Source organism: Streptomyces rimosus subsp. rimosus (genome assembly GCF_000720725.1).
Taxonomy (GTDB): Bacteria; Actinomycetota; Actinomycetes; order Streptomycetales; family Streptomycetaceae; genus Streptomyces; species Streptomyces rimosus_A.
On record NZ_JOCQ01000020.1, the window covers coordinates 1 to 22,625 of the forward strand.

Here is a 22,625-nt window from a genome sequence, read left to right on the forward strand (position 1 = left end):
GGGCGGGGGTGGGGCTGTCCGGGGGCGCCGGATCGTCGCGGGCCAGCGCCCGGAACTCCTCGCCGAGACGGTCGAGTACGCGCAGGGCGGTCGCCACGTCGGCGGCCGGCACCCCGGCCAGCACATGGCTCAGCCCGGCCGCCTCCGACTCCTGGAGGGAAACCATGACGTCGGTGCCCTCGGGCGTGAGCCGGACCAGCGGGGAACGCCGGTGCGCGGGGTTGGGGACGGTCTCCGCCAGGCCCAGTTCGACCGCGTGGTTCACCCAGCGCTGCACCGGCTGCCGGTCCAGCTCCAGCCCGCGGGCCAGTTCCGGTACGGTCCGCGGGCCGTGTACGCGGAGGGCGTCGAGCAGCGCGTGCTGACCGGCCGTCAGGCCCGTACCGGCGAGCTCGCGTTCCACGGCGCGTACGACCGTCCGGTGCAGGGGCCACAGTCGGCGGATCACTTCGTACGCGAGGCGCTCGGTGGAGTCCACGCCACCTTGAGTGACACTCATGGTGTCATGATGACATCGGCGGTGTCGTTACGGAAGCGCGCCGCGCGTGGCGCGCTCGCACTTCTCCCGCGCGTGGAATGTACGGATAAGGGCGCGCCGAAGTTCCCGCCCGGCGCCGAATGCCTCCGGCGGGCTCGCCGCCGATCAGCCGGTCAGTGTCCGCGGGGTGTATACACCCCGCGTATGCACGCTATGTATACGCGCAGTGTAGTGTCCCCCGCATGCCCGCAGAAGCCGCCCCCGCCCCACCGGTCGCAGCTCTTCCCGCCCAGCGCACCACCCAGCGCACCACCCAGCGCACCACGCAACGCACCACCCAGCGCGCCACGCGCCCGAGCACCGCACCGTCCGGCTCCGCACCGCTCGGACCCGCACTGCTCGGACCCGCGCCGTTCGGTTCCAGGCTCGCGCGCCTCGCCGTCCCTGCGCTCCCCGCGCTGCTGGCGCTGGCGCTCGGTCTGTGGGGCATCCGGCGGGGCGACAGCCTGTGGCGGGACGAGGCGGTGACCTGGCAGGTCGGGCAGCGCTCCGTGGCCGAGATCTGGAACATGCTCGGCGCGGTGGACGTCGTGCACGGCCTCTACTACCTGCTGATGCACGGCGTGTTCGAGGTCTTCGGTACCGGCCCGGCCGTGCTGCGCATGCCGTCCGTCCTGGCCGTCGCCCTGGCCGCTGCCGCCACCGCCGCGGCCGGCCGCCGCCTCGCCGGTCCCTGGGCCGGGCTCGCCGCCGGGCTGGTACTCGCGCTGATCCCGAACATCCAGCACTACGCCCAGGAGGGACGGGCATACGCGCTGGTCACGGCCGGGACAGCGGTGGCCACCCAGCTCCTCGTGGGCGCGCCGGGGCCTACGTCATGCCCCGTGGGCGCACCGGGCCATACGCCATCCCCCGCTCGACGCGGCTGGCCGCGCTGGGCGGCCTACGCCGCCGTCATGCTGATCACGGCCCTGCTGAACTGGTTCTCGCTCCTCGTCCTGCCCGCGCACGCCGTCACGGTCCTCGTCGCCCACCGCCGCGGCGCGCGCCCGCTGGCGGCACCGTGGTCGGTGGCCGCCGCCGTGGTGGTGGCGGGTGCGCTGCCGCTGATCCTCGCCAGCCGGGCCCAGGCGGGACAGGTGTCGTGGATCAAACCGGTCGCCGTCTCCACGCTGCTGGGGATCGCCGTGCTGCTGCTCGTGGCGCTGGTGTGCGCCCGGATTCCGTACCCCGGGCGCGGGCGCGCGGCCATGTCACCGGCCTCCGTCGGACTGCCGCTGCTCGCCGTGCCGCAGTGCGGCCTGCTGCTGGCCTCGGTCCTCGTGGAGCCGCTCTACCTCGACCGCTACGTCCTCTACACGAACATCGGCTTCGCCCTGCTCCTCGGCGTCGGCGTCGCCGCTGCCGTCCAGGCCCTCCCGGTCCGTACGTGGGTGCTGCTCACGGGCGTCACGGCGCTGGGCTTCGTGGCGCTGCTGCCGGTGGAGACCGGTCTGCGCGAGCCGACGAGCCGGGCGGACGACGTGCTGCGGGCGGCGCACCGGGTGGCGGCGAGCGCGCGGTCCGGTGACGGCGTGCTGTTCATACCGGCGGCACGGCGCGACACGGCGCTGGTGACGCCGTCGGCCTTCACCGGCCTGGACGATCTCGCGCTGACCGGGGACCCGGTGTCCTCCGGCACCCTCAAGGGCGTCGAGGGCAGCCCCGAGCACATACGCACGGCGATGCTGGCCGAGCGTCGCGTCGTGGTCGTCACCGACACGCGCCGGGCCGCGTCGCCCGCCCCCGTACGGGAGGCCGAGAAGCTTCGCGTCCTCGCCCGCCACTTCAAGCTCACCGAACGGACGGACCGCGTCGGCCGCCGGGTGGAGGTCTACGAGAAGGTGCGGTGATCTGCTGCCGCACGGGCTGCCTCCTGGGGCTCACCCCCGTCGTACGGCACCGGTGCCGCGTCCGGCGGGAACGTGACGACCAGGTCCGCCCGCTCCCGTACCGCCGCCACCAGACGGGCGTTGGCCTCGTCCGAGGCGTGTACGAATCGTTCGGCCCGCGCGCGGGATCTGCCGAAGCGCTCGTGCCGGTCGACCAGGCGCCGGACCCGTTCCGCGTCGTCCAGCTCCACGTACCAGACCTCGTCGAGGCACTCCCTGGCCCGTGCCCAGGCGGGGTCGTCGAGCAGCAGGTAGTTGCCCTCGGTCACGACGAGCGGCACGTCGTACGGAACGGGGATGCTGCCGGCCACCGGCTCCTCGATGCGGCGGTCGAAGGCCGGGGCGTAGACGACGGTGTCCGGCGCGGGGGAGCGCAGGCGGGCGAGCAGGGCCGCGTACCCGGCCGCGTCGAAGGTGTCCGGGGCGCCCTTGCGGTCCGTACGCCCCAGGCGGCGCAACTCCGCCTCGGCAAGGTGGAAGCCGTCCATGGGGACGAGCGCCGCCGACCCGGCCAGTTCGGACACCAGATGGGCGGCCAGGGTGGACTTGCCCGCGCCGGGCGGCCCCGTGATGCCGAGCAGCCGACGGCGGCCCGGGCCGGAGGCGGCGGCGAGCCGCCGGGCACGTGCGGTGAGTTGCTGCGGTTCCATGGTCGCCTACGGGTCGTTGCGGTCGTCGTCGGCCGGTCGCGCCGCGCCCAGCCGCCACAGCGAGGTGACCTCGGCCGAGCGGGCCGCGTGCAGGGGGTCGGTGTCGTCGCGGGAGCGGCCGTGCCGGGGCCGGATGTCCAGCCGGTCCAGCACGGTCAGGCCCGCCGCCCCGAACGCGTCGGTCAGCTCGGTACGGGAGCGCAGCCCGAGGTGTTCCGCGAGGTCGGACATGATCAGCCAGCCCTCGCCGCCCGGGACCAGGTGCGCGGCCAGGCCGTTCAGGAAGCCGCGGAGCATCCGGCCGCCCGGGTCGTAGACCGCGTACTCGACGGGGGAGGTGGGCTTGGCGGGGACCCACGGCGGGTTGCAGACGATCAGCGACGCGCGTCCGTCCGGGAACAGGTCGGCCGCCACGACCTCCACGCGGTCGGCCACGCCGAGCCGGGTCACGTTCTCCCGCGCGCAGGCCAGCGCCCGCGGGTCCTGGTCGGTGGCCACGACGCGGGGCACACCGCGCCGGGCCAGCACCGACGCCAGGACGCCGGTACCGGTACCGATGTCGAACGCCGGGCCCGGGACGGAGGGCAGCGGGGCCTCGGCCACCAGGTCCACGTACTCGCCGCGGACCGGCGAGAAGACGCCGTAATACGGGTGGACGCGGTCGCCGCCGAGCGCCGGGACCGCGACGCCGTTTCTGCGCCATTCGTACGCGCCGATCACGCCGAGCAGTTCGCGCAACGAGACGAGCTGGGGGAGGGCGGGGGCGGCCTCGGCCTCCTCCTCGGCCCTGGCGTCCTCCTCGGCCGCGGCGTGCTCCTCCGGTCCGTACGCCTGGAGGCATGCCTCCCGTACGTCCGGCGCGCGGCGCAGTGCGAGGTCGTACCCGGGTTCCAGGGACACCAGCAGCATGCCCAGGATGCGGGCGCGTTGGTTCTGCGCGGCCCGGTGCAGGTGGAACGCCTGGGCGGGGTCGGCCGGCGGCCGTTTGCGGGGCCGGCGGTCGATGCGGCGGGCCAGCGCGGTCAGCAGCTGGCGGGCGTTGTGGAAGTCGCCGCGCCACAGCAGGGCGGTGCCCTCGCAGGCCAGCTTGTAGGCGTCGTCGGCCTTCGTACGGTCGTCCGCCACGGCTACCCGGCGGGGCGGTGGCGCGCCGCTCTCGGAACGCCAGCGCGCGGAGCGGGCCGCGCCGGCCTCGGTCCACGTGACGGCCTGCGGGCCCTGAAGTGTGTTCATTGCGTCCCAGGTAAGGGGCTGAGAAGTGACGTTCGACTCTACTCCGTGCCCGGCAGGGACCTTCGTCCCCTGTCGTCGGGGCCGCGCGGGGTAGGAGTATGGAAATAGTTGGGCATAGCACACGCTGTTGGTCGTATGGAGGCGTACATGGACACCCTGCCGGTCATCGTCGCGGTGGACGGATCCCCCGACAGCGAACGGGCACTGCGCTGGGCGATCGAGGCGGCCCGGCTGCGCTCCGCACCGCTCCAGGTCGTACACGTGTGGCCGTATGTCACCACGGAGGGCCGCGCGGCGGCCGAATCCGGCATCGGCGACCCGGTCCTGGACGAACTGCGCAAGACGCTGGACGGGCGGGCCGACACGGCCGGTCTGCCGGGCGTCGAATTCCGCAGCCTCAGCGGACTCACCGACACGCTGCTGCCCGCCCTCGGCGCCGAGGCGCAGCTGCTCGTGCTCGGCTCGCGCGGGCGCGGCGGCTTCGCCAGCCTGCTGCTCGGCTCGAACGGCATGGCATGCGCGGCGCATTCGGAAGGGCCCGTCGTGGTCGTCCCTCGTCCGGACCGCGGTGACGCGGAACGGGGCCCGGACGGTGAGCTGGTCCGCCCCACGCCGCCGCAGGTCACGCTGGGTGTGGACGGCACCTCCGACGAGCCCGGCGCGATCGGTTTCGCCTTCGCCGAGGCGAGCCGCCGCAACGCGCGCCTCAAGGTGGTCTCCGGCTTCTCCTGGCCGATGATGACCCCGCCGTCGTTCGAATACGTCGCGGCCTATGACGGCACCCAGCAGGAGTACGAGAACGCGCTGGCCGAGCAGCTGACACGGACGCTCGCGCCGCACCGCGAACGGCACCCCGAGGTCGAGGTGACGGTGGAGCTGCGCAACGCGGACGCTGCCGGACAGCTCGTCGAGGCGTCCAAGGCCAGCGACCTCGTCGTGGTCGCCCGGCACCGCAGGCGCCTGCCGATCGGCCGCCGGCTCGGCTCGGTCGCCCACGCCGTACTGCTGCACGCGGTCTGCCCGATCGCGGTCGTACCGGAGGAGCCGGAGCGGGGCGGGGAGCCGGAGCGGGGCGGACAGTCCGAGGAGACGGCCGAAGGCCGGTAGGGCGAGGGCGGTAAGCAGGCAGCCGAAGACCGGCAGACAGCCAAAGGTCGGCAGGCGGCCGGATACGGGCAGGCCGGGGCCGACGCGCAGCCCGCCGGGGCTTACTCGCGGCACCGGAAAGCCCCTCAGCCGATCCCGAACGCCTCCGCGTAGCGCACCGTGCCGCGCGGGGGCGTGCCGCCGTCCAGGGACAGCGCCAGGAACGCCTCGTCCGGCCACTCCTGGGGCGGCAGGATGCCGAAGCGGGAGGCGGGCTCGAAGCCGAACCTGGGGTAGTACGACGGATGCCCCAGCACGATGGCCGTCCGCTCCCCGGCGGCACGGGCCGCGTCCAGCACCGCCCGGATGACGGCGCTGCCCGCGCCCTGCTTCTGGTACTCGGGCAGTACGGCGCAGGGCGCCAGCGCGACGGCCGGTTCGCCGGCTATGTGACAGCGGGTGAGCAGGGCGTACGCGGCGACGGGCGTGGGCTCGGGCTCGGGGCCGGAATCCGTGGGCCCGGCGGCGGGCTCGGCCACGTACGAGAGATCCGGCAGCCAGGCCGCCGGGTCACGCCGCAACGCGTCGACGAGGTCGGCCTCACCGGAGGTCTCGAAGGCGGCGAGGCTGACCCGGCGGACGGCCGGGAGGTCCTCGGGAGTCTCGGGACGGCACTGCCAGATGTTCATGCCGCCATGGTTGCACCGGGGTCTGACAACGCGCCCCGGATGTCCCCGCGCAGCGGGCCGCCCCCATGCCGACCAGCGCATTTCTCCGGGCCCGCCCCGACCAGTCCACTTCACCCCGCCCCCGAATGCTCTGGGCGGAATCCGGTCGGCCGGTTAGTGGCCGGTGTACGTCGCGCCGCGCCCCTGCGCCGCGCGCCCTGGCACCGCCGCGATCACTCGGCCCCCGTCACGGGGCCTGGAACCGCACCTGTCACCGCGCCCGTCACCGCGCCCGAAACCGCACCCGTCGCCGCGAACGCCGCCGCCCGCCGCTCCGGCCGCCGCATCAGGAAGACCGCCGCCGACCCCGCCGCGAACAGCGCGAACACCGAGACGGCGGCGCTGATCCACGACGCGCCCAGCCACTGGCCGCCCACATAGCCCAGGCTCACCCCGTACACGGCCCAGGCCAGTCCGGCCAGCGCGGACCACGGCAGGAATTCCCGGGCCGTACGGTGTGCGACGCCCGCGCCCAGGCTGACCACCGAGCGTCCGGCGGGCGCGAAGCGGGCCAGGACGACGATGCCGCCGCCGCCCCGGGTCAGGGCCGCGCCGAGGCGCTCCTGGGCCGCGGTCAGGCGGCGGGAGCGGGCGATGGCGCGGTCGAAGCGGTCGCCGCCGCGCCAGGCGAGCCGGTAGGCGACCAGGTCGCCGAGGACCGAGGCGGTCGCGGCGCACAGCACCAGGGCCAGCATCTCGGCGATGTGCACGTCGCCGCGTACCGCACCGGAGACGGTGCCGGCCGCGGTGCCGGTGCCCGCCGCCGTGGTGGCCGCGGTGATCACCAGGACGCCGCTGGGCAGGATCGGCACGAAGACGTCGAGGAGTACGGAGAGACCGACGATCGCGTAGACCCAAGGGGTGTCGCTCAACGACCCCAGGTTTTCCAACAACGTCCTTCTCCCGTCCGGACCCCTGCCGCGACGTCGCATCGGCGGCTGGGGCGGCTGTACCGCCATACAGCGTACGCCTGGCGTGCGCACGGTGACGTTCCGGGGCGCACGGTGTTGTTGGGTTCACACCGCCTCGTAACCGACCGGAACCGACCCGGTACCGAACCTGGAACCGCCGACCCGGAACCGACCCGGAACCGGCCGGGAACCGGTCCGGCAACCGGTCCTGGACCACCCCGGACACCGCCGTCACCCGTCTGCTGCGGCCGTGGCGCAAAAGATCGCGACTCCGGGAACGTTATATGCCGAAATGTGCGCTCTGTGATCGCGTGAGCAGGGTGCTCCGAAGCGGAACGGCACACGAAACGGCACACGAATGGAGACATGGATGCAGACGTTGAGGGAGTCATCGACGGCGTCGGGGGGCGCGACGGGACCGGCCGCGGAAGGGGCACGGGCCGGGAGCGGCGCGGCACGGGTGAGGACGACGGCCAGGGCGGCGGGCGTCTGCTCGGCGGTCCTCGCCACGGCGGGCGCGGTGCTGCTCGCCCCGGCGGCCGTGGCGGCGGACGGCGACAAGGTCCAGAAGAACATCGTCGACCCGCAGTACTCCGTGACGATCGCCGCGCAGTTCCAGCGGCCGAACGGCGCGATGCTGAGCAGCGCGCTCACCTACGACCCCAAGCTGGTGCCCGTGGGCTCCCACGTCACGGTCAGCGAGCGCACCGACAGCAAGAACACCCGGGTCGCCCTGCGGGTGGCCGACCTGCCGGCGAACCGTACCTACGGGGCGCACGTCCACACCGGCGCCTGCGGTGCCCGCCCGACGGACGCGGGCGGGCACTACCAGCACCGCAAGGACCCGCGTACGCCGTCCGTCGACCCGGCCTACGCCAACCCGAGGAACGAGGCCTGGCTGGACTTCACGACCAACGCGCGCGGCGAGGGCTCCGCCGAGTCCCGGCACGCCTGGCGCTTCCGGACCGGCGAGGCGCGGTCGGTGGCGATCCACGAGCGGCGCACCGCGACCGGGCCCGGGGTGGCGGGGACCGCCGGCCGGGTGGTGGCCTGCTACACCGTGCCGTTCAACAACTCGAAGGAGGCCGGCAAGGCCGTCGCGGGCGTCCTGTCGAAGATCTTCTGACCGGCCCCGCGACGGCCAGGTGACATGCCGCCCGTACGGACGAGCGGCGGCCCCCGGAAGTACTCCGGAGGCCGCCGCTCTCGCCGTCGCGGCCCGGCGGCCGCGGCGCTGCCCTCAGACCGCGCTCGGCTCACGCGGGGTGCCCACGCCGGCTTCCGCCGGGCGCCGGGCGCCGAAGAACAGGCGGTCCAGCGACCAGACGCCGGGGCCGGTGAAGACGAGCAGCAGGAACGCCCAGCAGAACAGCGCGGACAGCTCACCGCCGTTCTGGAGCGGCCACAGGGCCGTGCCGGCGTGTGCCGAGAAGTACGCGTACGCCATCGAGCCGGAGCTGATGAAGGCGGCGCTGCGGGTGCCGAGGCCGACCATCACCAGGACGCCGCCGACGAGCTGGATGACGGCCGCGTACCAGCCGGGCCAGCTGCCCGCGGGCACGGTGAGCCCCTTGCCCATCGCGCCACCGAGGACGCCGAACAGCGAGGACGCGCCATGGCAGGCGAAGAGCAGGCCCACGACGATGCGGAACAAGGACAGGGCGTGCGGCCTGAATCGTTCGGTGAACTCGGTCACCGGAGACTGAGCGGACATGGGAACTCCTGCGGTTTCGGGGACGGGAACCGACAAGGGGACAGGTTAGGGAGACCTAATAGGTACTTGCAAGTTCAACATCTGGCCATATCCGGCCGTTGGCCGAAAGTGGTCATGGCCCGAAGTGCCGCCCATGCGGCCGCAGTCACGCCGGAACGCCGGCCTCCGCCGCCCGCCTCAGCCGTCCCGGTCACCCGCCAACTGCTCCTCCCAGGCGTGCGCCAGCCGCGTACCGCCGCCCTGCTCGCTCACCGCCTGGTCCAGCCGCAGCCGCGCCGCGCGCCCGTGCAGCGACAGCGTCATCAGCTGGTTGCCGAACCACGGGCCGCCCGTACGGCGCCAGCCGATCGAGGGCCGGGCCAGCCGGCCGTGCCGGGCCAGCGCGTGCCCCAGGTGGCGGCCGAGCCGGCTCCACCCGAAGCGGAAACCGGCCCGCATGGAGGCGGGGATGCTGTTGTGCACGGGCGAGCAGGTCAGCTGGAGCACCCTGCCGGCAGGGCGGGTGCCGTCGTACCAGTGCGGCTCGGCGACGTACGCGTGGTGCACGTCGCCGGACAGCACGCACACCGTCGCCGGTGCCGCGTCCCCCGAACCGGCTTCCACCAGCAGGTCGGTGAGCGCGGCGAAGGACCTCGGGAACGCCGCCCAGTGCTCCAGGTCGGCGCGCTGCCGCAGCGACTCGCTCCAGCGCGCCCAGCGCGCGCCGCGCGCCCCGGCGCACAGGGCCGCGTTCCACCCCTCCGCGTCGTGGATCAGGTTCGGCAGCAGCCACGGCAGCGAACTGCCGATCAGCAGGTGGTCGTACGCGCCGTGGTCGGCCAGCACCGCCTCGCGCAGCCAGTCGGCCTCGGCCGGGTCGAGCATCGCCCGGTTGCCCTCGTCCAGGACACGGGTCGCGCGGGTGTCGACCATGACCAGCCGTACGCGGCCGAAGTCGCGGCGGTAGCTCCAGCGCGCGCAGGCCGGGTCGGCGTCGGCAGCGGCGGCGAACTCGCGCACCAGATCCGTGCCGTCCGGCAGCGTGCGCACCCGCCCGTACAGCTCGTCCTTCTCCAGCTCGGCGGGGGAAAGATTGCCCAAATGCTGGTACACCCAGTACGACATCAGGCCGCCCAGCACCCGCTCACGCCACCACGAAGTCGCGCGCATCCGGGTCAGCCAGGCGGCGGAGGTGTTCCAGTCGTCTATGACGTCGTGGTCGTCGAAGATCATGCAACTGGGGACGGTGGAGAGCAGCCAGCGCACCTCGGGGTCGAGCCAGGACTCGGCGTAGAGGTGGGTGTACTCCTCGTAGTCCGCGACCTGCCGCCAGGGCGGCTCGGAGGTGTCGCGGCGGGTGGCGAGCAGCCGGGCGGTCGCGTCCGAGGTCTGGTCGGCGTACACCTGGTCGCCCAACAGGACGATCAGGTCCGGGCGTTGGTGTCCGGGGGCGGCAGCGAGCGCCGCGGCGAGGGTGTCCAGGGCGTCCGGGCCGACCGGGTCGTGCGCGTCGGTGGGCGGCGCCGCCCAGCGGCAGGAGCCGAACGCCACCCGCAGGCGCTGGTCGTCCGGGTTGCCGCCGGGTGCGGCGGGCGTGCGGATCATGCTCTCCGGAAAGCGGCCGCCGGGAAGCGGCCAGACCTGTTCGCCGTCCAGCAGGACCCGGTACGGGGTCTCACTGTCCGGCGTCAGCCCGGAGACGGGCACCAGCGCGTAATGGTGCCCCGCCACCTGCCAGGTGCGTTCGGCGCCGCCCGCGCCGCTCTCGCACCGCACGTGCACCTCGCAGGGCCGGTCGGTCTCCACCCACACCGTCGCGCTGATCTCGTCCACGTACCGCAGCAGCGGCCCCAGGCGCAGCACGGCCATCGGCGATCCTCCCCCGTACGGGGCCGGTGCCCGTACGTATGTGCTCAGAGGATAGGAGCCGGCCGCAGGGCGACGGGGCGGCTCCGGCCTCCTCATCGGAGAAAGACGGAGCCATCCGGTCGTACGGTTGCGTCGCCCGATCGCGGGACGGTCAGGAGTGATCAAACGGCTGCCGGGCCGCCATCCTGTCCGGCAACGGCAACGGCAACGGCAGCACTCAGCAGCGATCCAGGATCTTCTTGAGCGCCGCCTTCTCCGCCTTGTCGGCCGTCAGCCCGTACACATGCTTCACCGACACCCACATCCGCGCGTATGTGCAGTGGTATGAGGTCTTCGGCGGCAGCCACTTGGCCGGGTCCTTGTCGCCCTTGGCCTGGTTCACGTTGTCGGTGACGGCGATCAGCTGCGAGTGGGTGAGGTCGTTGGCCAGCTGCTGGCGGCGCGCGGTGGTCCACTGCCGCGCCCCGGACCTCCACGCTTCCGACAGCGGTACGACATGGTCGATGTCCACGTCCGACGCCTTGGTCCACACGCCGTCGTCGTAGGCCGACTTCCAGACGCCGCCGGTGGCCGCGCACTTGCTGTCGGTCTGCACGTTCTCGCCGTCCCGCTTGAGCACGACCTCGCGGGTGTTGCAGTTCTTGCCCTGGTCGGACCAGTGCGGGAACTTGTCGCGGCTGTAGCCGTCCTGCGGCCCCTCGGCCTGCTCCTTGAGCTGGGCGAGGTACGTACGCGCCGTCGCGGCGTCCGGCGGGGTGGGCGGCGCCGCCTGGGCGGGCTGGGTGCCGAGCACCAGCGTGCAGACGAGGGCGGCGGCGGACCCGGCGGCGACGGTGACACGACGCGCGTAGACCTTGGGCATCTGAACTCCCTGACTGTGGGGGGAAGTCGGCGTGCGGGACGGCCTCATGGTGGTGCCATGGGGTTACCGGGAGGCGGTCCTCAGGTAACAGAGTGACGACATGCTCACGTCACTTCAAGGGGTTGACATGACGTCATTCGCCCCCGGCGGGCCGGGATGTGGCCCGCGCGGGCGCACGCGCCCCCCACAACGGCCCCGACCGCCGGTCGCCGGCCCTACAGTGATCGCGTGCTGCTGCCGGTCAACGCCACTCTCGGGGTCGTTCTCGCCGTCCTGCTGGCCGCCGCGGTGGCCGTCGCCGCGCTCGCGCGCCTCGATCACGCGCGGGCCATCGCGCTCGCCGGTCTGCGCGCCGCCCTCCAGCTCGCCGCCGTCTCCTACCTGATCGGCTGGGTCGTACGGTCCGTGCCCTGGCTGCTCTGTTTCCTCGTGCTGATGTTCGCCGTCGCCGTACGGACCGCCGGCCGCCGCCTCACCCGGAACCGCACCTGGTGGTGGGCGGCCCTGCCGCTCGCCGCCGGTGTCGTGCCGGTCGTCGGCGCCCTGGTGCTCAGCGGCCTGGTCCCGCCGCGCGGCATCACCCTCATCCCCGTCGCGGGCATCCTCATCGGCGGCGCGCTCACCGCCACCGTCCTCGGCGGGCGGCGGGCGCTGGACGAGCTCCGGACGCGGCGCGGGGAGGTGGAGGCGGGGCTGGCGCTGGGGCTGCTCGACCGGGAGGCCCGGCTGGAGGTCGCCCGCCCGGCCGCGTCCGACGCGCTGCTGCCGGGCCTGGACCAGACCCGCACGGTGGGGCTCGTCACACTCCCCGGAGCCTTCGTGGGGATGCTGCTGGGCGGCGCCTCACCCGTTCAGGCGGGCGCGGTGCAGCTGTTCGTCCTGGTGGCGCTGCTGGCCGTACAGGCGGCGGCCGTGGCGGTGGTGCTGGAGCTGGTGGCCCGCGGGCGCCTGCACCGCGTACCCTTGGCCACAGCAGAAGGGGAGTAGCTCTTCGCCGGACCGTCGACATACTGCCCGCCCGTCGGCCGTCACCGCACAGGTGACCGGCCGCCCGAGGTGGGCCGGCGCCCGGAGCGCGGCAGGTGACCGGTGTCCCTGCCACGCCAGCGAGACCTTCGGCCGCAGTGTGTGCGTGGACACCCGTCCTCGCATGGGACGCTGCCGTGCCGAAGCGACCCCTTTTCCGGGCCCCTCGGTGCGGCCCGACCGAACGAGGTAAGACACCCCGTGTTCAGTTTCACCGTCGCCGCCGTCGTCTTCGGCGTCGTCTTCCTGGCCGAGCTGCCGGACAAGACCGCACTGGCGGGTCTGGTGCTCGGCACCCGCTACCGCGCTTCGTACGTCTTCGCCGGCGTCGCCGCGGCCTTCGCCGTGCACGTCGCGCTCGCCATCGCCGCGGGCAGCGTGCTGTCCCTGCTCCCGCACCGTCTCGTCCAGGCGGTCGTCGGCGTGCTCTTCCTCGCGGGCGCGGCCGTCCTGATCTTCCGCAAGGGCGAGGACGAGGAGGAGGTCAAGAAGCCCGCCGACCAGAGCTTCTGGAAGGTCTCCGGGGCGGGCTTCATGATGATCCTGGTCGCCGAGTTCGGCGATCTGACCCAGATCATGACCGCGAACCTGGCCGCCCGCTACGACGACCCGGTCTCGGTCGGCGTCGGCGCCGTGCTGGCCCTGTGGGCCGTGGCCGGGCTGGGCATCCTCGGCGGGCGCACCCTGATGAAGTACGTACCGCTGGAGCTGATCACGAAGGTGGCGGCGGCCGTGATGGTGCTGATGGCGGGGTTCAGCCTGTACGAGGCGATCACGGGGTGAGCGCGGGCGGCGGGCGGCGCCGGCCGGCGCCCCGCTCCGCCCGGCCGGCCGAACGCGGCCGCCGGTGGGCCGTCCCGCCGCTCAGGCCTCGATGTGCAGCGCGATCGACCCGTCCGCGAGCGCCTCGACCCGGACCTGGCGCAGGTCGCGTACCTGGACGTCCGGGCCGAACGCCGCGGCCCGCTCGCCGACGCCCACCACGCGCATGCCCGCGGCGCGCCCGGCCGCGATGCCCGCCTCGGAGTCCTCGAAGACCACACAGTCGGCGGGCGCGAACCCCAGCTCGGCGGCGCCCTTGAGGAAGCCCTCGGGGTCCGGCTTGCTGGCGCTCACGGACTCCGCGGTGATCCGTACGCCCGGCATCGGCAGCCCGGCCGCGCCCATCCGGGCGTCGGACAGGGCACGGTCGGCGGAGGTCACCAGGGCGTGCGGGAGGCGGGCGATGGCCGCCATGAAGGCGGGCGCGCCGGGGACCGGCACGACGCCGTCCACGTCCGCGGTCTCCTGCGCCAGCATCCGCCGGTTGTCCTCGTGGTTGAGCTCCATCGGGCGGTCGGGGAGCAGCGCGGCCATCGTGGCCCAGCCCTGCCGGCCGTGCACCACCTTGAGGACCTCGTCCGCGTCCAGCCCCTGCTCGGCGGCCCAGCGGCGCCAGCAGCGCTCGACGACGGCCTCGGAGTTCACGATCGTGCTGTCCATGTCCAGCAGCAGGGCGCGGGCTGTGAGCGGGGTGGTGGCCGGCATCGGCGGGCTCCTGAGCGCTGGGGAAAGAGTCAAGCGGCTCCGCCCGCCGGTCAGGGAGTGCGGGCGGAACCACTTTGTTCCTACACGATACAAAGAGCACCCGTGCGAGGCCAACCGCCCCCCGGTCCACACGGTCCCCGCGAGGCCGTCCGCGCGGCTCCACAGCCCGGTCCGTGCGGCCCGCCGGCCGGTCGGGGCAGCTCGCCGAAACCTGCCCCCGGCTCACGGCTCGACCGTACGGGCCTCCAGTGACCTGCGGGTCTGTACGCCGTAGACGCCGGCCGGGTCCTCCCACAGCCCGTAGGTGCGCTGGAAGGCGATGACGGCTTCCCGTACGGCACGGTCGTAGCGGCCGTCCTCGGGGCCCGGGTATACGGCCATCTGCTCCAGCCGCCGTTGCAGCTCCAGCACCTCCGGCCCGCTGGCCCCCTCCCGCAGCACGATCGGGCCGTCCGGCGGCCTGCTCGGCGTACGGCTCTCCGGGGCGCTGCTGATGCTGCCGGACGCCGTGGCCGTGCCCGGGGCCGACGACGGGGCCCGCGACGGGGACGGCGTACCGGAGGGGCCTGGCGGGGGCTGCGCCTGGGTCGCCCGGTTCGGGACGTGCGGGGGCGCGGCGGAGGGGGGCGCGCTGCGGTGGCCCGGTGCGCCTCCTCCTCCGGGGGCGTGGGCGCTGCCGCCGTCCGAAGTCCGGGCAACGGTGGGCAGGTGCCGGTGATCGTCGGGCAGGGCGCGATCCTGGTCCGTGTCGGACAGCAGCGAGCCGCTGAGCATGACGGCGCCCGCCGCCAGGGCCGCGGCGGAGACCGCCATGGCGGCCAGGCCCGCCTGCCTCCTGCGCCGACGGGCGACGTCGTGCGCGCCGCTTCCGTCCTCCGCCCCGGTCCCCTCTCCGGCCCCGGCTTCGGCTCCGGCCCCGGCTCCGTCCTCCGTCCCGGAACCGGTACGGGCGCCGGCGTGCGGGCCATCTGGCGATCCGGTGCGCGATCCGGCTTGCGGCCCGCCGTACGCACCGGCATGCGAACCGGCGTACGCATTCGCCCGCGCCCCGGAGCGCGGCCCCGCGCGGGACCCGGCACGCGCCCCCGTCCGCGACCCGGCCGGCGGCACCGCACGGGAGCCGAACCGCGGCGCGGGGCGCGGATCGGGCCGCATCGCCTCCGCCGTGCCGCCCGGCGTCGCGTCCGCGGCGTCCGCCCCCTCCGGCAGTCGCACGTACGGGCGTACCCGCAGCGGATCGAAGTCCTCGGCACCGGCCGCCTCGCACAGGCACCGCGTCCGGCCGTCGGCGCGTGCGGGTGCCGAGCAGTGCGGGCAGGTCTCAGCCGTCACGAGCGATTCCCCCTCCTGAAGCCCTCGATCGGTCAGTGATTATCCAAGTTCGGCCCCTTCCTGCACAGGGAGCAGTCGGGAGCCAACGGGCCCCACGGCTCTCAGCAGGCCGTATCCGACCAAAACGATCAGGATGGAGAAGAGGCCCGCGCGGGCACCCGTCCCGCGGGCGTCCGGTCCCACGAGGCCCGGCCCCGCGGGCATCGGGCCTCGCCCACGCCGTGCGGCCCGGCCCCGCCAGGGCCGGCATCGCGGCAGTCCGTCCCCGCCCGCACGAGGAGAGACGCTCATGGCGCAGGACACCGGCGCTCCGGCCGTCCCCGGTGCGGGCCGATCACAGCGGACGGTCCTCGTCGCGATCGGCGCGCTGCTGCTCGGCCTGCTGATCGCGGCACTCGACCAGACCATCGTGGCCACCGCGCTGCCCACCATCGTCAGCGACCTCGGCGGCCTGGACCACCTGTCCTGGGTGGTCACCGCGTACCTGCTGGCCTCCACCGCCGCGACCCCGCTGTGGGGCAAGCTCGGCGACCAGTACGGGCGCAAACGGCTCTTCCAGACCGCCATCGTGATCTTCCTGATCGGCTCCGCGCTGTGCGGCATCGCGCAGGACATGCCGCAGCTGATCGCCTTCCGCGCCCTCCAGGGACTGGGCGGCGGCGGCCTGATCGTGCTGTCGATGGCGATCGTCGGCGACATCGTGCCGCCCCGCGACCGCGGCCGCTACCAGGGCCTGTTCGGCGCGGTCTTCGGCGCGACCAGCGTCCTCGGGCCGCTGCTCGGCGGCCTGTTCGTGGACCACCTCAGCTGGCGCTGGGTCTTCTACATCAACCTGCCCATCGGCATCGTCGCGCTCGCCGTCATCGCCGCGGTGCTGCACATCCCGGTCCGCCGCACCCCGCACCGCATCGACTACCTGGGCACCTTCCTCATCGCCGCGGTCGCCGCCAGCTTCGTCCTGATGACTTCGCTAGGCGGCGTCAGTTACGGCTGGGGCTCCTGGCAGATCATCGGCCTCGGCGTGCTCGGACTCGTGCTGCTGGCCGTGTTCGCCGCCGTCGAGCGCCGGGCCGCCGAACCGGTCCTCCCGCTCCGCCTGTTCCGCCTGCGCTCCTTCACCCTCACCGCCGTGATCGGCTTCGTCATCGGCTTCGCGATGTTCGGCTCGATGACGTACCTGCCGACCTTCCTCCAGGTCGTCAAGGGCGTCTCGCCGACCATGTCCGGGGTGCACATGCTGCCGATGGTCATCGGCATGCTGCTGTCCTCGACCGGCTCCGGGCAGCTGGTCAGCCGTACCGGGCACTACAAGGTCTTCCCGATCGCCGGCACCGCCGTCACGGCCGCCGGCCTGCTGCTCCTGCACCAGCTGGGCCCGGCGAGCAGCACCACCGTGATGAGCGTGTTCTTCTTCGTGTTCGGTTTCGGGCTCGGCCTGGTCATGCAGGTCCTGGTCCTGATCGTGCAGAACGCCGTCGCCTACGAGGATCTCGGCGTCGCCACCTCCGGCGCCACCTTCTTCCGCTCGATCGGCTCCTCCTTCGGCGTCTCGATCTTCGGCACGATCTTCGCCAACAAGCTGGGGCCACGGATCGCCGACGCCCTCGCCGGTCAGCGGCTGCCGCCCGGCACCGACCCGTCGAAGATCGCGGAGGACCCGCGTACCGTACGGCAGCTGCCCCCCGACGCCGCGTCCGGCGTGCTCGACGCGTACTCGGCCTCCATCACCGACGTCTTCCTGTACGCGGTCCCGGTCGTGCTGATCGCCTTCGTGCTGGCCTGGTTCCTGCGCGAGGAACCGCTGCGCCGCGGCGTCACCGCCCCCGACAACTCCGAGGTGCTGTCCCCCAACCCCGTACAGCGCTCCTCCTACGAGGAGGTCTGCCGCGCGCTGTCCAAACTCGGCAGCCTGGAGGGCCGCAAGGCGGTGTACGAGCGGATCACCGAGAAGGCCGGGCTGGACCTGGGACCGGCGGCCGGCTGGATGCTGCTGCGCATCAACCGGTACGGCTCGGTGGAGCCCGCCCTGCTCTCCGAGCGCAGCATCGTGCCGTTCCGCGTGATCGCCGACGCGACCCGGCAGATCGAGGAACGCGGCCTGGCCGTACGGGAAGGGCTGCCGCTGGTCCTCACCGACAAAGGCCGTGCGGTCGCGGAACGGCTGGTCGCCGCCCGCCGCGCGTCGCTGGCCGAACTCCTCGGCGACTGGTGGACCGAGGACCGGCCGACCGACCTCACGGACCTGGTCGACGAGCTGTCGGCGGAACTGTGCGGTTCGGACGCGGAGAGCCCGCGCGGCGACGAGCACCGGAATCGGCGGCCGGGGGCATCGGCACGCTGAACAGCGCGCCTCAGCCTGCCGCCCCCGGCACCGCCTTCTCGAAGAAGAGGTCCGAATACGGGTCCTCCTTGTACGCGGCAATCTCCCCGTACCCGTACGCCCGGTACATCGCGACGGCCTCCACCAGGTCGCTCCGCGTGTCCAACCGGAGCCGTTCGGCGCCCAGTTCCGCCGCCCGCCGTTCGAGGCCGCGCATCAGGGCACCCGCGGCTCCCCGCCCACGCCACGCCTTGCGGATGAACACCCGCTTCAGCTCCGCCGTACGCCCGCCTTCGAGAAGCAGCAGCCCGCCGCACCCGGCGGCGTCCTCTCCCCGCCGGACCACGAACAATTCGCCGTGCGGCAGCACGAACTGCCCCACCGGATATTCCGCCACACCCTCGTCGATCTCCTGCGGCGTGATCGGCGGAAATCCGTTCACGACGTGGTAGCGCGCCGCGACCTCGGTGTAGTACTCGCGGAACAGGGCCGTGGCGGCGGGGGAATCGTCGGGCTCGGCCGAGAGGTGCCAGGTCCCGGGGAGGCGGCCGGTCGCGGTGTCGGTCATGGCGGCATTGTGCCGGTGGGAGGGCGGCAGGCGCGCCCGGATATCCGCGGGCCGCGGACCGGAACACCCCCGTACGGCGCCCTCGGATACCCTCCGGTACCCCCTGCCGTTCCCCGAACACCCCGTCACCAGCCGGTGTTTGACGGCCGAGGGCGGGGCAACCCGCCCCGTATGTCCATCACCCTCATCATCGTCCCCATCGTGGCACTACTAGTGATCGCCGCCCTGGTCTTCATGGCGCGCGCCAAAGTCGCCCGCAGTGGCAGCAGAGGGCTGCGACGGCGCTTCGGCCCGGAGTACGAGCGAGCCGTCGCCGTGCACGACGGCGACACCGTGGCCGCCGAACGCGAGCTGAACCAGCGGCTGGACCGCCACGGCGCGTTCCGCCCGCAGCCGCTCACCGCCGAACTGCGGCTCCAGTACGAGGAGCGGTGGGAGGCCGTGCAGCGGCAGTTCGTCGACGAGCCCGAACAGGCCGTCGTCGAGGCCGACCTGCTGATCGGCCGGCTCGCCCGCGAACTCGGCTACCCGGCCGACACCTACGACGAGCAGACCGACGCCCTCTCCGTCCACCACGCGCACGGCGTCCACGGCTACCGCAAGGCCCACGAGACGGCCGTACGCGCCCGTAACAACCGCCCCGAGAACGCCGCCGGCACCGAGGAACTGCGCGCGGCCGTGGTGAACACACGCGCGCTGTTCAACGAACTGCTCAAGGCGGGACCGGACGGCTCCGCACCCTCGCACGGCCGCCGGCGCCACGGCCCCGGCACCGCCCATACGGACACCGCCCATACGGACGCGGCCCAGGACCGCCGCGGGCCCGGGTACGCGGACCGGGACGGCCACCCCGAACACCGGCACCACAAGGCCACCGCCCGACGGGTCGGCGACCGGATGCGCTCCCCCTGGACGCACGGCCGCGGCCACGGGCACGACACCGCGGAAGGCGGTGCGCGATGAGCACGTACGACGAGCGCGGGACCGGTCCCGCCGGGACCCCCGAAGAGCGCGCTGCGAGCGAAGGTATGCCGGCTCCTGAGCGGGGAGCCGCGGCGTACGAGGGCACCGGCAGCGCGCAGCAGCCGGCCGCCCCGCCGCCCACCACCACGTCCGGCGCCGCCGAGAGCGCCCCGGGGGTGTACGCGGGCCTGCCCGGCACCGAAACCGACTACCCGGCGGGCACCCCGGAACGGTCCGGCGCATCCGGTACGGCGGGACCGTCCCACGCCGCCTCCGGTACGGCGGCGGGATCCGCCGAACCACTCCTCCCCGCCGAGGCCAGGGAGAAGCTGCGGCAGCGGCTCGACCACGCCGTCAACGGCTTCGTCGACCGCCCCCGCGAGGCCGTACAGGAAGCCGACGGCCTCTACGAGGAACTGGCCGCCCTCCTCCCGGAGGCGCTGGCCGCCCGCCGCCGCTCCCTGCGAACGACCTGGGAGCAGGGCAACGCCGACACCGAACAGCTCCGCGTCGCCCTGCGCCACTACCGGGAAACCGCCCAGCGCCTCCTCGACTTCTGAGACGCCGGCCCCCGGCCCCGGCCGAACCGCGAAGGGGCAGTCAAGCAGGTCGCGCCCTGCTTCCGTGACTGCCCCTTGCCTTGTGCTCTCTGCCGGTTACCGTCCGGCGCCCACCGTCAGAGTGCGCGGTTTCAGTACCGGCGCAGGCGTACGGCCTTGCCGAAGCGACGGCCGAGCCAGATCCTCTTGTCGGTTCCCGTGCTGATCAGGGTGGGATTGTCGAACCGGGCGGGGAAGCTGGAGGTGGGGTTGACGGTGACGGTCACGCGCTCCAGGCCCCAGTCGTCGTCGTTGTCGTTGGGCTCGAAACGCAGGCGTACCGCGTACCGGTCCAGGTCGTCGGTGTCGAGTTGGGGAAAGCGCGGGTCGTTCCGACCGGGCTCCAGCACGTTGGCGTCGGTGCCGAAGGTGTAGGTGTAGTCGTCGCTCGCCTCGAAGTCATTGCGGGTGGAGTCGATGTGGAACTCACGGCCCGCGATGTCCAGGAAGACCCAGCCGTTGGTGCCGGCGCCTTCCTCGTTCGCAGTCATCAGCCGTACATCGATCCGTGTGATGTCAGCCATGGCCATCCCTTCGTCAGCCGGCGCTACCTCCCCCGTCGGGGAACGGGGGAGGTATACGCACAGCCCAACCAGTCACTCGAAGTATTCACTTGATGACACGGTGTGGTGACTTGGGTGAGGGGGGCGCTCGCGGCAATCGGACGGAGTGATTCCATCTGCGGTCTCCGCCCGCGCACAACGCCCGTCCTGCGTGGCCGGTTCGCGCGTCTGCTGTTCGGGCGTCGGTGCCCGCCACCTGTCGGCGAGCCTTGGCGGCTCCGCAAGCTAGGCGGTCTTGGGCGCTGCCTGCTGCACGACCTCGAACGACCACACGGTGGAACCGGAAGCGGCGGGCTTGGGCCGCTCGCCGCCCTCCGCGCCACCACCCTGGTGCGCGGCCTTCATCGGCCCCTCCATCCACGCCTGGAAGGCCTGCTCGTCACGCCACCGGGTGTAGACCAAGTAGTTGTCGGTGCCTTCGACCGGACGCAGCAGCTCGAACCACTCGAAGCCGTCCGCCGACTCCACGGCCCCGGCCCGCGCGCCGAACCGCTTCTCCAGGACCTCCCGCTGCTCGGCGGGCACGGTCAGCACATTGATCTTCACGATGCTCATACCGGACATCGTGCCGCATGCGGTCCGGCGGCCGCAGGCCGGGCCACCACCCACCGCCCCGTTTCGGCTCAGCCGTGCAGCTTCAGGCCCTTGATCACCTTGTCGACCTGTTTTCGGGGGCCGTGGACCGCCACGCCCGCCAGGTCGAGGCCGTCGGCGGGGACGGCGCGTACCACCGCGCGGTTGTCGTCGTCGTTGCCGGTGGTGAACATGTCCGTCGTGTACAGGGCGGTGGGCAGTTCGCGGGTGAGGGCGCGGGCGCGGGTGCGGGCCAGGCCGGCTGCGTCGGCGGTGAAGCACAGGACCGGCTCGCGGAACAGCGGGAGGTAGCCGTTGCCCGAGCTGTCTTCGTAGCGCTTGCCCATGATGGCGTCGTCGGCGTGGGCGATGCCGCTCGCGAGGAAGGCCGTGACGTTCAGTTTCTGCCAGGCGGCCAGGTCGTCGCGGACCACGATGGCGATCTTGGTGGGGAAGCGTTCGGCGGTGTCGGCAGGCGTCTCGGCGGCTGTTCCGGTGGATATCTCCGTGCTCATGCGGCGAGTTTCGTACGGAAGCGGAGCGCGGTCTTGAACGCTGGTGCGCGCCGGGGAAGGCGCGCCGGTGCACCGGACCGCTGTGCCACAGCTCGGCCGGTTGCGGGTACTCCGGTTGTCAGTGGGTGGGGCTAGCGTCGGAGTATGTCGAACTCAGAAGCGGGGCAGGGGCCGGCGGGGACGCCGCGGGCGGTGCGGGCGGTGCGGCGTCCGAAGCGGCCGACCGGCTGGCGACGGCTCGCTTTCCGTATGCCGATCCACGTCTACCGGCTCGGCCTCGGCGGGATATTCGGCATGCGGCTGCTGCTTCTGGAGCACCTCGGCCGTACGTCCGGCAAGACCCGCCGGGTCGTCCTGGAAGTCGTGTCGTACGACCGGCAGGCCCGCACCTGGACGCTGGCCTCCGCCTTCGGTCCGGGCGCGCAGTGGTACCGCAATCTCCGGGCACAGCCCCGGGCCACCATCCAGGTCGGCCGCCGCAGATGCGCCGTCATCGCGCACTTCCTGTCCGCCGAGGAAGGCGGCCGGATCATGACGCGGTATGCGTCCAAGCACCCCAAGGCGGCCAAGTCGCTGACGGCGTACATGGGATTCGAGGTCGACGGCACGGTGGAGGGCTATCGGCAGGTGGGGGAGAACATACCGTTCGTACGGCTCGTGGAGCAGTGACGGGCGCAGGCCGGGGGAGTCCAACGGGGGTGACGGCGCGCCGGTAACGGCCGTGTCCGCTGTTGGAGTCGCAGCGGCCGGGGCGCCGGAGTGTGGCCGGGACCGGGTGGCCGATTCCGGTCAGCATGGGCCTCATCAGGGCGCGCGAGGGTGCGGCCCGGTGAGGAAAGGGAAGCCCTTGAGCCGCATGTATGCCGTGTCCTCCGTACGTCCCCCAGGTTCCCTGCGGAAGTTCACCCGCGCCGCGGTGGTGACGGTCGCCGCCGCCGGCACCGTGCTGGCCGCCGTGCCCGCCGCGCTGGCCTGCCCCGAGCACGATCGGACGGCGGAGCGCGGCTACAGCTGCCGCGTCGCCTACACGAGCTTCTACCCGTCGCCGTCCGGCGCGACATCGGGGGAGGGGGTCTACGCGCACGGCCAGAAGGACCCGTCGGGGCGTACGTGTGACGACGGCGAATGGGAGCGCCCGTACCGCCCGAGCGACACGTAGCGCGGACACCACGTACGAAAACGCCTGTGCGCGAGGACC

The 22,625-nt window shown here is 73.2% G+C and carries 24 protein-coding genes; 10 read left to right on the forward strand and 14 right to left on the reverse strand.

Translation table 11 applies throughout. The features are described 5' to 3' along the window. Positions 1–499: MarR family winged helix-turn-helix transcriptional regulator (locus IH45_RS0112900; RefSeq protein ID WP_030666295.1), on the reverse strand; the 499-nt coding region annotated here is incomplete at its 3' end. 221 nt (positions 500–720) lie between these two features. Here IH45_RS0112900 and IH45_RS0112905 point away from each other — a divergent pair. Next, a complete protein-coding gene (locus tag IH45_RS0112905; RefSeq protein ID WP_078897499.1) occupies positions 721–2,370 on the forward strand; it encodes a glycosyltransferase family 39 protein in 1,650 nt (549 codons plus the stop codon). Here IH45_RS0112905 and IH45_RS0112910 read toward each other — a convergent pair. Together IH45_RS0112910 and IH45_RS0112915 are read right to left on the reverse strand one after the other, a co-directional pair. Next, complete coding sequence (locus IH45_RS0112910; RefSeq protein WP_030666302.1) at positions 2,352–3,059, reverse strand: nucleoside/nucleotide kinase family protein; 708 nt, start codon at positions 3,057–3,059, stop codon at positions 2,352–2,354. The two genes, IH45_RS0112905 and IH45_RS0112910, sit on opposite strands and share 19 nt — an antisense overlap. A 6-nt stretch (positions 3,060–3,065) precedes the next feature. Next, entirely contained in the window at positions 3,066–4,292 is a 1,227-nt protein-coding gene (locus IH45_RS0112915) for a methyltransferase (RefSeq protein WP_030666304.1), read from the reverse strand. A 147-nt stretch (positions 4,293–4,439) separates the two neighbouring features. Between IH45_RS0112915 and IH45_RS0112920 the strand changes: the two genes are divergently transcribed. Then, entirely contained in the window at positions 4,440–5,399 is a 960-nt protein-coding gene (locus tag IH45_RS0112920) for a universal stress protein (protein ID WP_030666308.1), read from the forward strand. 125 nt (positions 5,400–5,524) lie between these two features. Here the strand turns inward: IH45_RS0112920 and IH45_RS0112925 are convergent, their stop codons facing one another. Both IH45_RS0112925 and IH45_RS0112930 read right to left on the reverse strand, forming a co-directional pair. Further along, on the reverse strand, positions 5,525–6,067 hold the full coding sequence (locus IH45_RS0112925; RefSeq protein WP_030666311.1) for a GNAT family N-acetyltransferase: 543 nt from the start codon (positions 6,065–6,067) through the stop codon (positions 5,525–5,527). Between the two features lie 212 nt (positions 6,068–6,279). Beyond that, positions 6,280–6,999, reverse strand: coding sequence for a DedA family protein (locus tag IH45_RS0112930; RefSeq protein WP_050514791.1), 720 nt, complete (start codon positions 6,997–6,999; stop codon positions 6,280–6,282). A gap of 478 nt (positions 7,000–7,477) precedes the next feature. Here IH45_RS0112930 and IH45_RS0112935 point away from each other — a divergent pair, with 478 nt between their 5' ends. Beyond that, a complete protein-coding gene (locus IH45_RS0112935; protein ID WP_050514792.1) occupies positions 7,478–8,143 on the forward strand; it encodes a superoxide dismutase family protein in 666 nt (221 codons plus the stop codon). A gap of 114 nt (positions 8,144–8,257) precedes the next feature. Here the strand turns inward: IH45_RS0112935 and IH45_RS0112940 are convergent, their stop codons facing one another. From IH45_RS0112940 to IH45_RS0112950, 3 genes are all read right to left on the reverse strand, one after another. Continuing rightward, positions 8,258–8,731: a DoxX family protein gene (locus IH45_RS0112940; protein ID WP_030666318.1), complete on the reverse strand. Its 474-nt coding sequence runs from the start codon at positions 8,729–8,731 to the stop codon at positions 8,258–8,260. A 177-nt stretch (positions 8,732–8,908) separates the two neighbouring features. After that, entirely contained in the window at positions 8,909–10,579 is a 1,671-nt protein-coding gene (locus IH45_RS0112945) for an alkaline phosphatase D family protein (protein ID WP_030666321.1), read from the reverse strand. Between the two features lie 217 nt (positions 10,580–10,796). Next, positions 10,797–11,441: an HNH endonuclease family protein gene (locus IH45_RS0112950; protein WP_030666322.1), complete on the reverse strand. Its 645-nt coding sequence runs from the start codon at positions 11,439–11,441 to the stop codon at positions 10,797–10,799. A 228-nt stretch (positions 11,442–11,669) separates the two neighbouring features. Between IH45_RS0112950 and IH45_RS0112955 the strand changes: the two genes are divergently transcribed. After that, the gene (locus IH45_RS0112955) at positions 11,670–12,428 is read left to right on the forward strand and encodes an ABC transporter permease (RefSeq protein WP_030666324.1); all 759 of its coding nucleotides are present in this window, start codon (positions 11,670–11,672) and stop codon (positions 12,426–12,428) included. Positions 12,429–12,668: 240 nt separating this feature from the next. Beyond that, positions 12,669–13,250, forward strand: a complete 582-nt coding sequence (locus IH45_RS0112960; RefSeq protein WP_030666325.1) for a TMEM165/GDT1 family protein — start codon at positions 12,669–12,671, stop codon at positions 13,248–13,250. An 81-nt stretch (positions 13,251–13,331) separates the two neighbouring features. Here the strand turns inward: IH45_RS0112960 and IH45_RS0112965 are convergent, their stop codons facing one another. Then, complete coding sequence (locus IH45_RS0112965; RefSeq protein WP_030666328.1) at positions 13,332–13,994, reverse strand: HAD-IA family hydrolase; 663 nt, start codon at positions 13,992–13,994, stop codon at positions 13,332–13,334. Between the two features lie 222 nt (positions 13,995–14,216). Continuing rightward, positions 14,217–15,326 (reverse strand): peptidoglycan-binding domain-containing protein, encoded by a 1,110-nt coding sequence (locus IH45_RS1000000145220; RefSeq protein WP_050514793.1) that lies wholly within the window; start codon positions 15,324–15,326, stop codon positions 14,217–14,219. A 289-nt stretch (positions 15,327–15,615) separates the two neighbouring features. Between IH45_RS1000000145220 and IH45_RS0112975 the strand changes: the two genes are divergently transcribed. Continuing rightward, complete coding sequence (locus tag IH45_RS0112975; RefSeq protein WP_030666333.1) at positions 15,616–17,667, forward strand: MDR family MFS transporter; 2,052 nt, start codon at positions 15,616–15,618, stop codon at positions 17,665–17,667. 10 nt (positions 17,668–17,677) lie between these two features. Here the strand turns inward: IH45_RS0112975 and IH45_RS0112980 are convergent, their stop codons facing one another. Continuing rightward, positions 17,678–18,214, reverse strand: coding sequence for a GNAT family N-acetyltransferase (locus tag IH45_RS0112980; protein ID WP_030666334.1), 537 nt, complete (start codon positions 18,212–18,214; stop codon positions 17,678–17,680). A 171-nt stretch (positions 18,215–18,385) separates the two neighbouring features. Here IH45_RS0112980 and IH45_RS0112985 point away from each other — a divergent pair, with 171 nt between their 5' ends. After that, complete coding sequence (locus tag IH45_RS0112985; RefSeq protein WP_063762985.1) at positions 18,386–19,177, forward strand: hypothetical protein; 792 nt, start codon at positions 18,386–18,388, stop codon at positions 19,175–19,177. After that, positions 19,174–19,737 (forward strand): hypothetical protein, encoded by a 564-nt coding sequence (locus IH45_RS1000000148690; RefSeq protein ID WP_050514794.1) that lies wholly within the window; start codon positions 19,174–19,176, stop codon positions 19,735–19,737. The genes IH45_RS0112985 and IH45_RS1000000148690 overlap by 4 nt, the downstream gene beginning before the upstream one ends. A gap of 131 nt (positions 19,738–19,868) precedes the next feature. Here IH45_RS1000000148690 and IH45_RS0112995 read toward each other — a convergent pair whose 3' ends face one another. From IH45_RS0112995 to IH45_RS0113005, 3 genes are all read right to left on the reverse strand, one after another. Next, positions 19,869–20,300: a PLAT/LH2 domain-containing protein gene (locus tag IH45_RS0112995; protein WP_030666339.1), complete on the reverse strand. Its 432-nt coding sequence runs from the start codon at positions 20,298–20,300 to the stop codon at positions 19,869–19,871. 264 nt (positions 20,301–20,564) lie between these two features. Next, entirely contained in the window at positions 20,565–20,894 is a 330-nt protein-coding gene (locus tag IH45_RS0113000) for an antibiotic biosynthesis monooxygenase family protein (RefSeq protein WP_030666340.1), read from the reverse strand. 68 nt (positions 20,895–20,962) lie between these two features. Next, positions 20,963–21,427, reverse strand: a complete 465-nt coding sequence (locus IH45_RS0113005; RefSeq protein WP_050514795.1) for a DUF2000 domain-containing protein — start codon at positions 21,425–21,427, stop codon at positions 20,963–20,965. Between the two features lie 144 nt (positions 21,428–21,571). Here IH45_RS0113005 and IH45_RS0113010 point away from each other — a divergent pair, with 144 nt between their 5' ends. Next, a complete protein-coding gene (locus tag IH45_RS0113010) occupies positions 21,572–22,096 on the forward strand; it encodes a nitroreductase family deazaflavin-dependent oxidoreductase (RefSeq protein WP_050514796.1) in 525 nt (174 codons plus the stop codon). Positions 22,097–22,274: 178 nt separating this feature from the next. Beyond that, on the forward strand, positions 22,275–22,586 hold the full coding sequence (locus IH45_RS0113015; RefSeq protein WP_158813068.1) for a hypothetical protein: 312 nt from the start codon (positions 22,275–22,277) through the stop codon (positions 22,584–22,586). Positions 22,587–22,625: the final 39 nt, after the last annotated feature.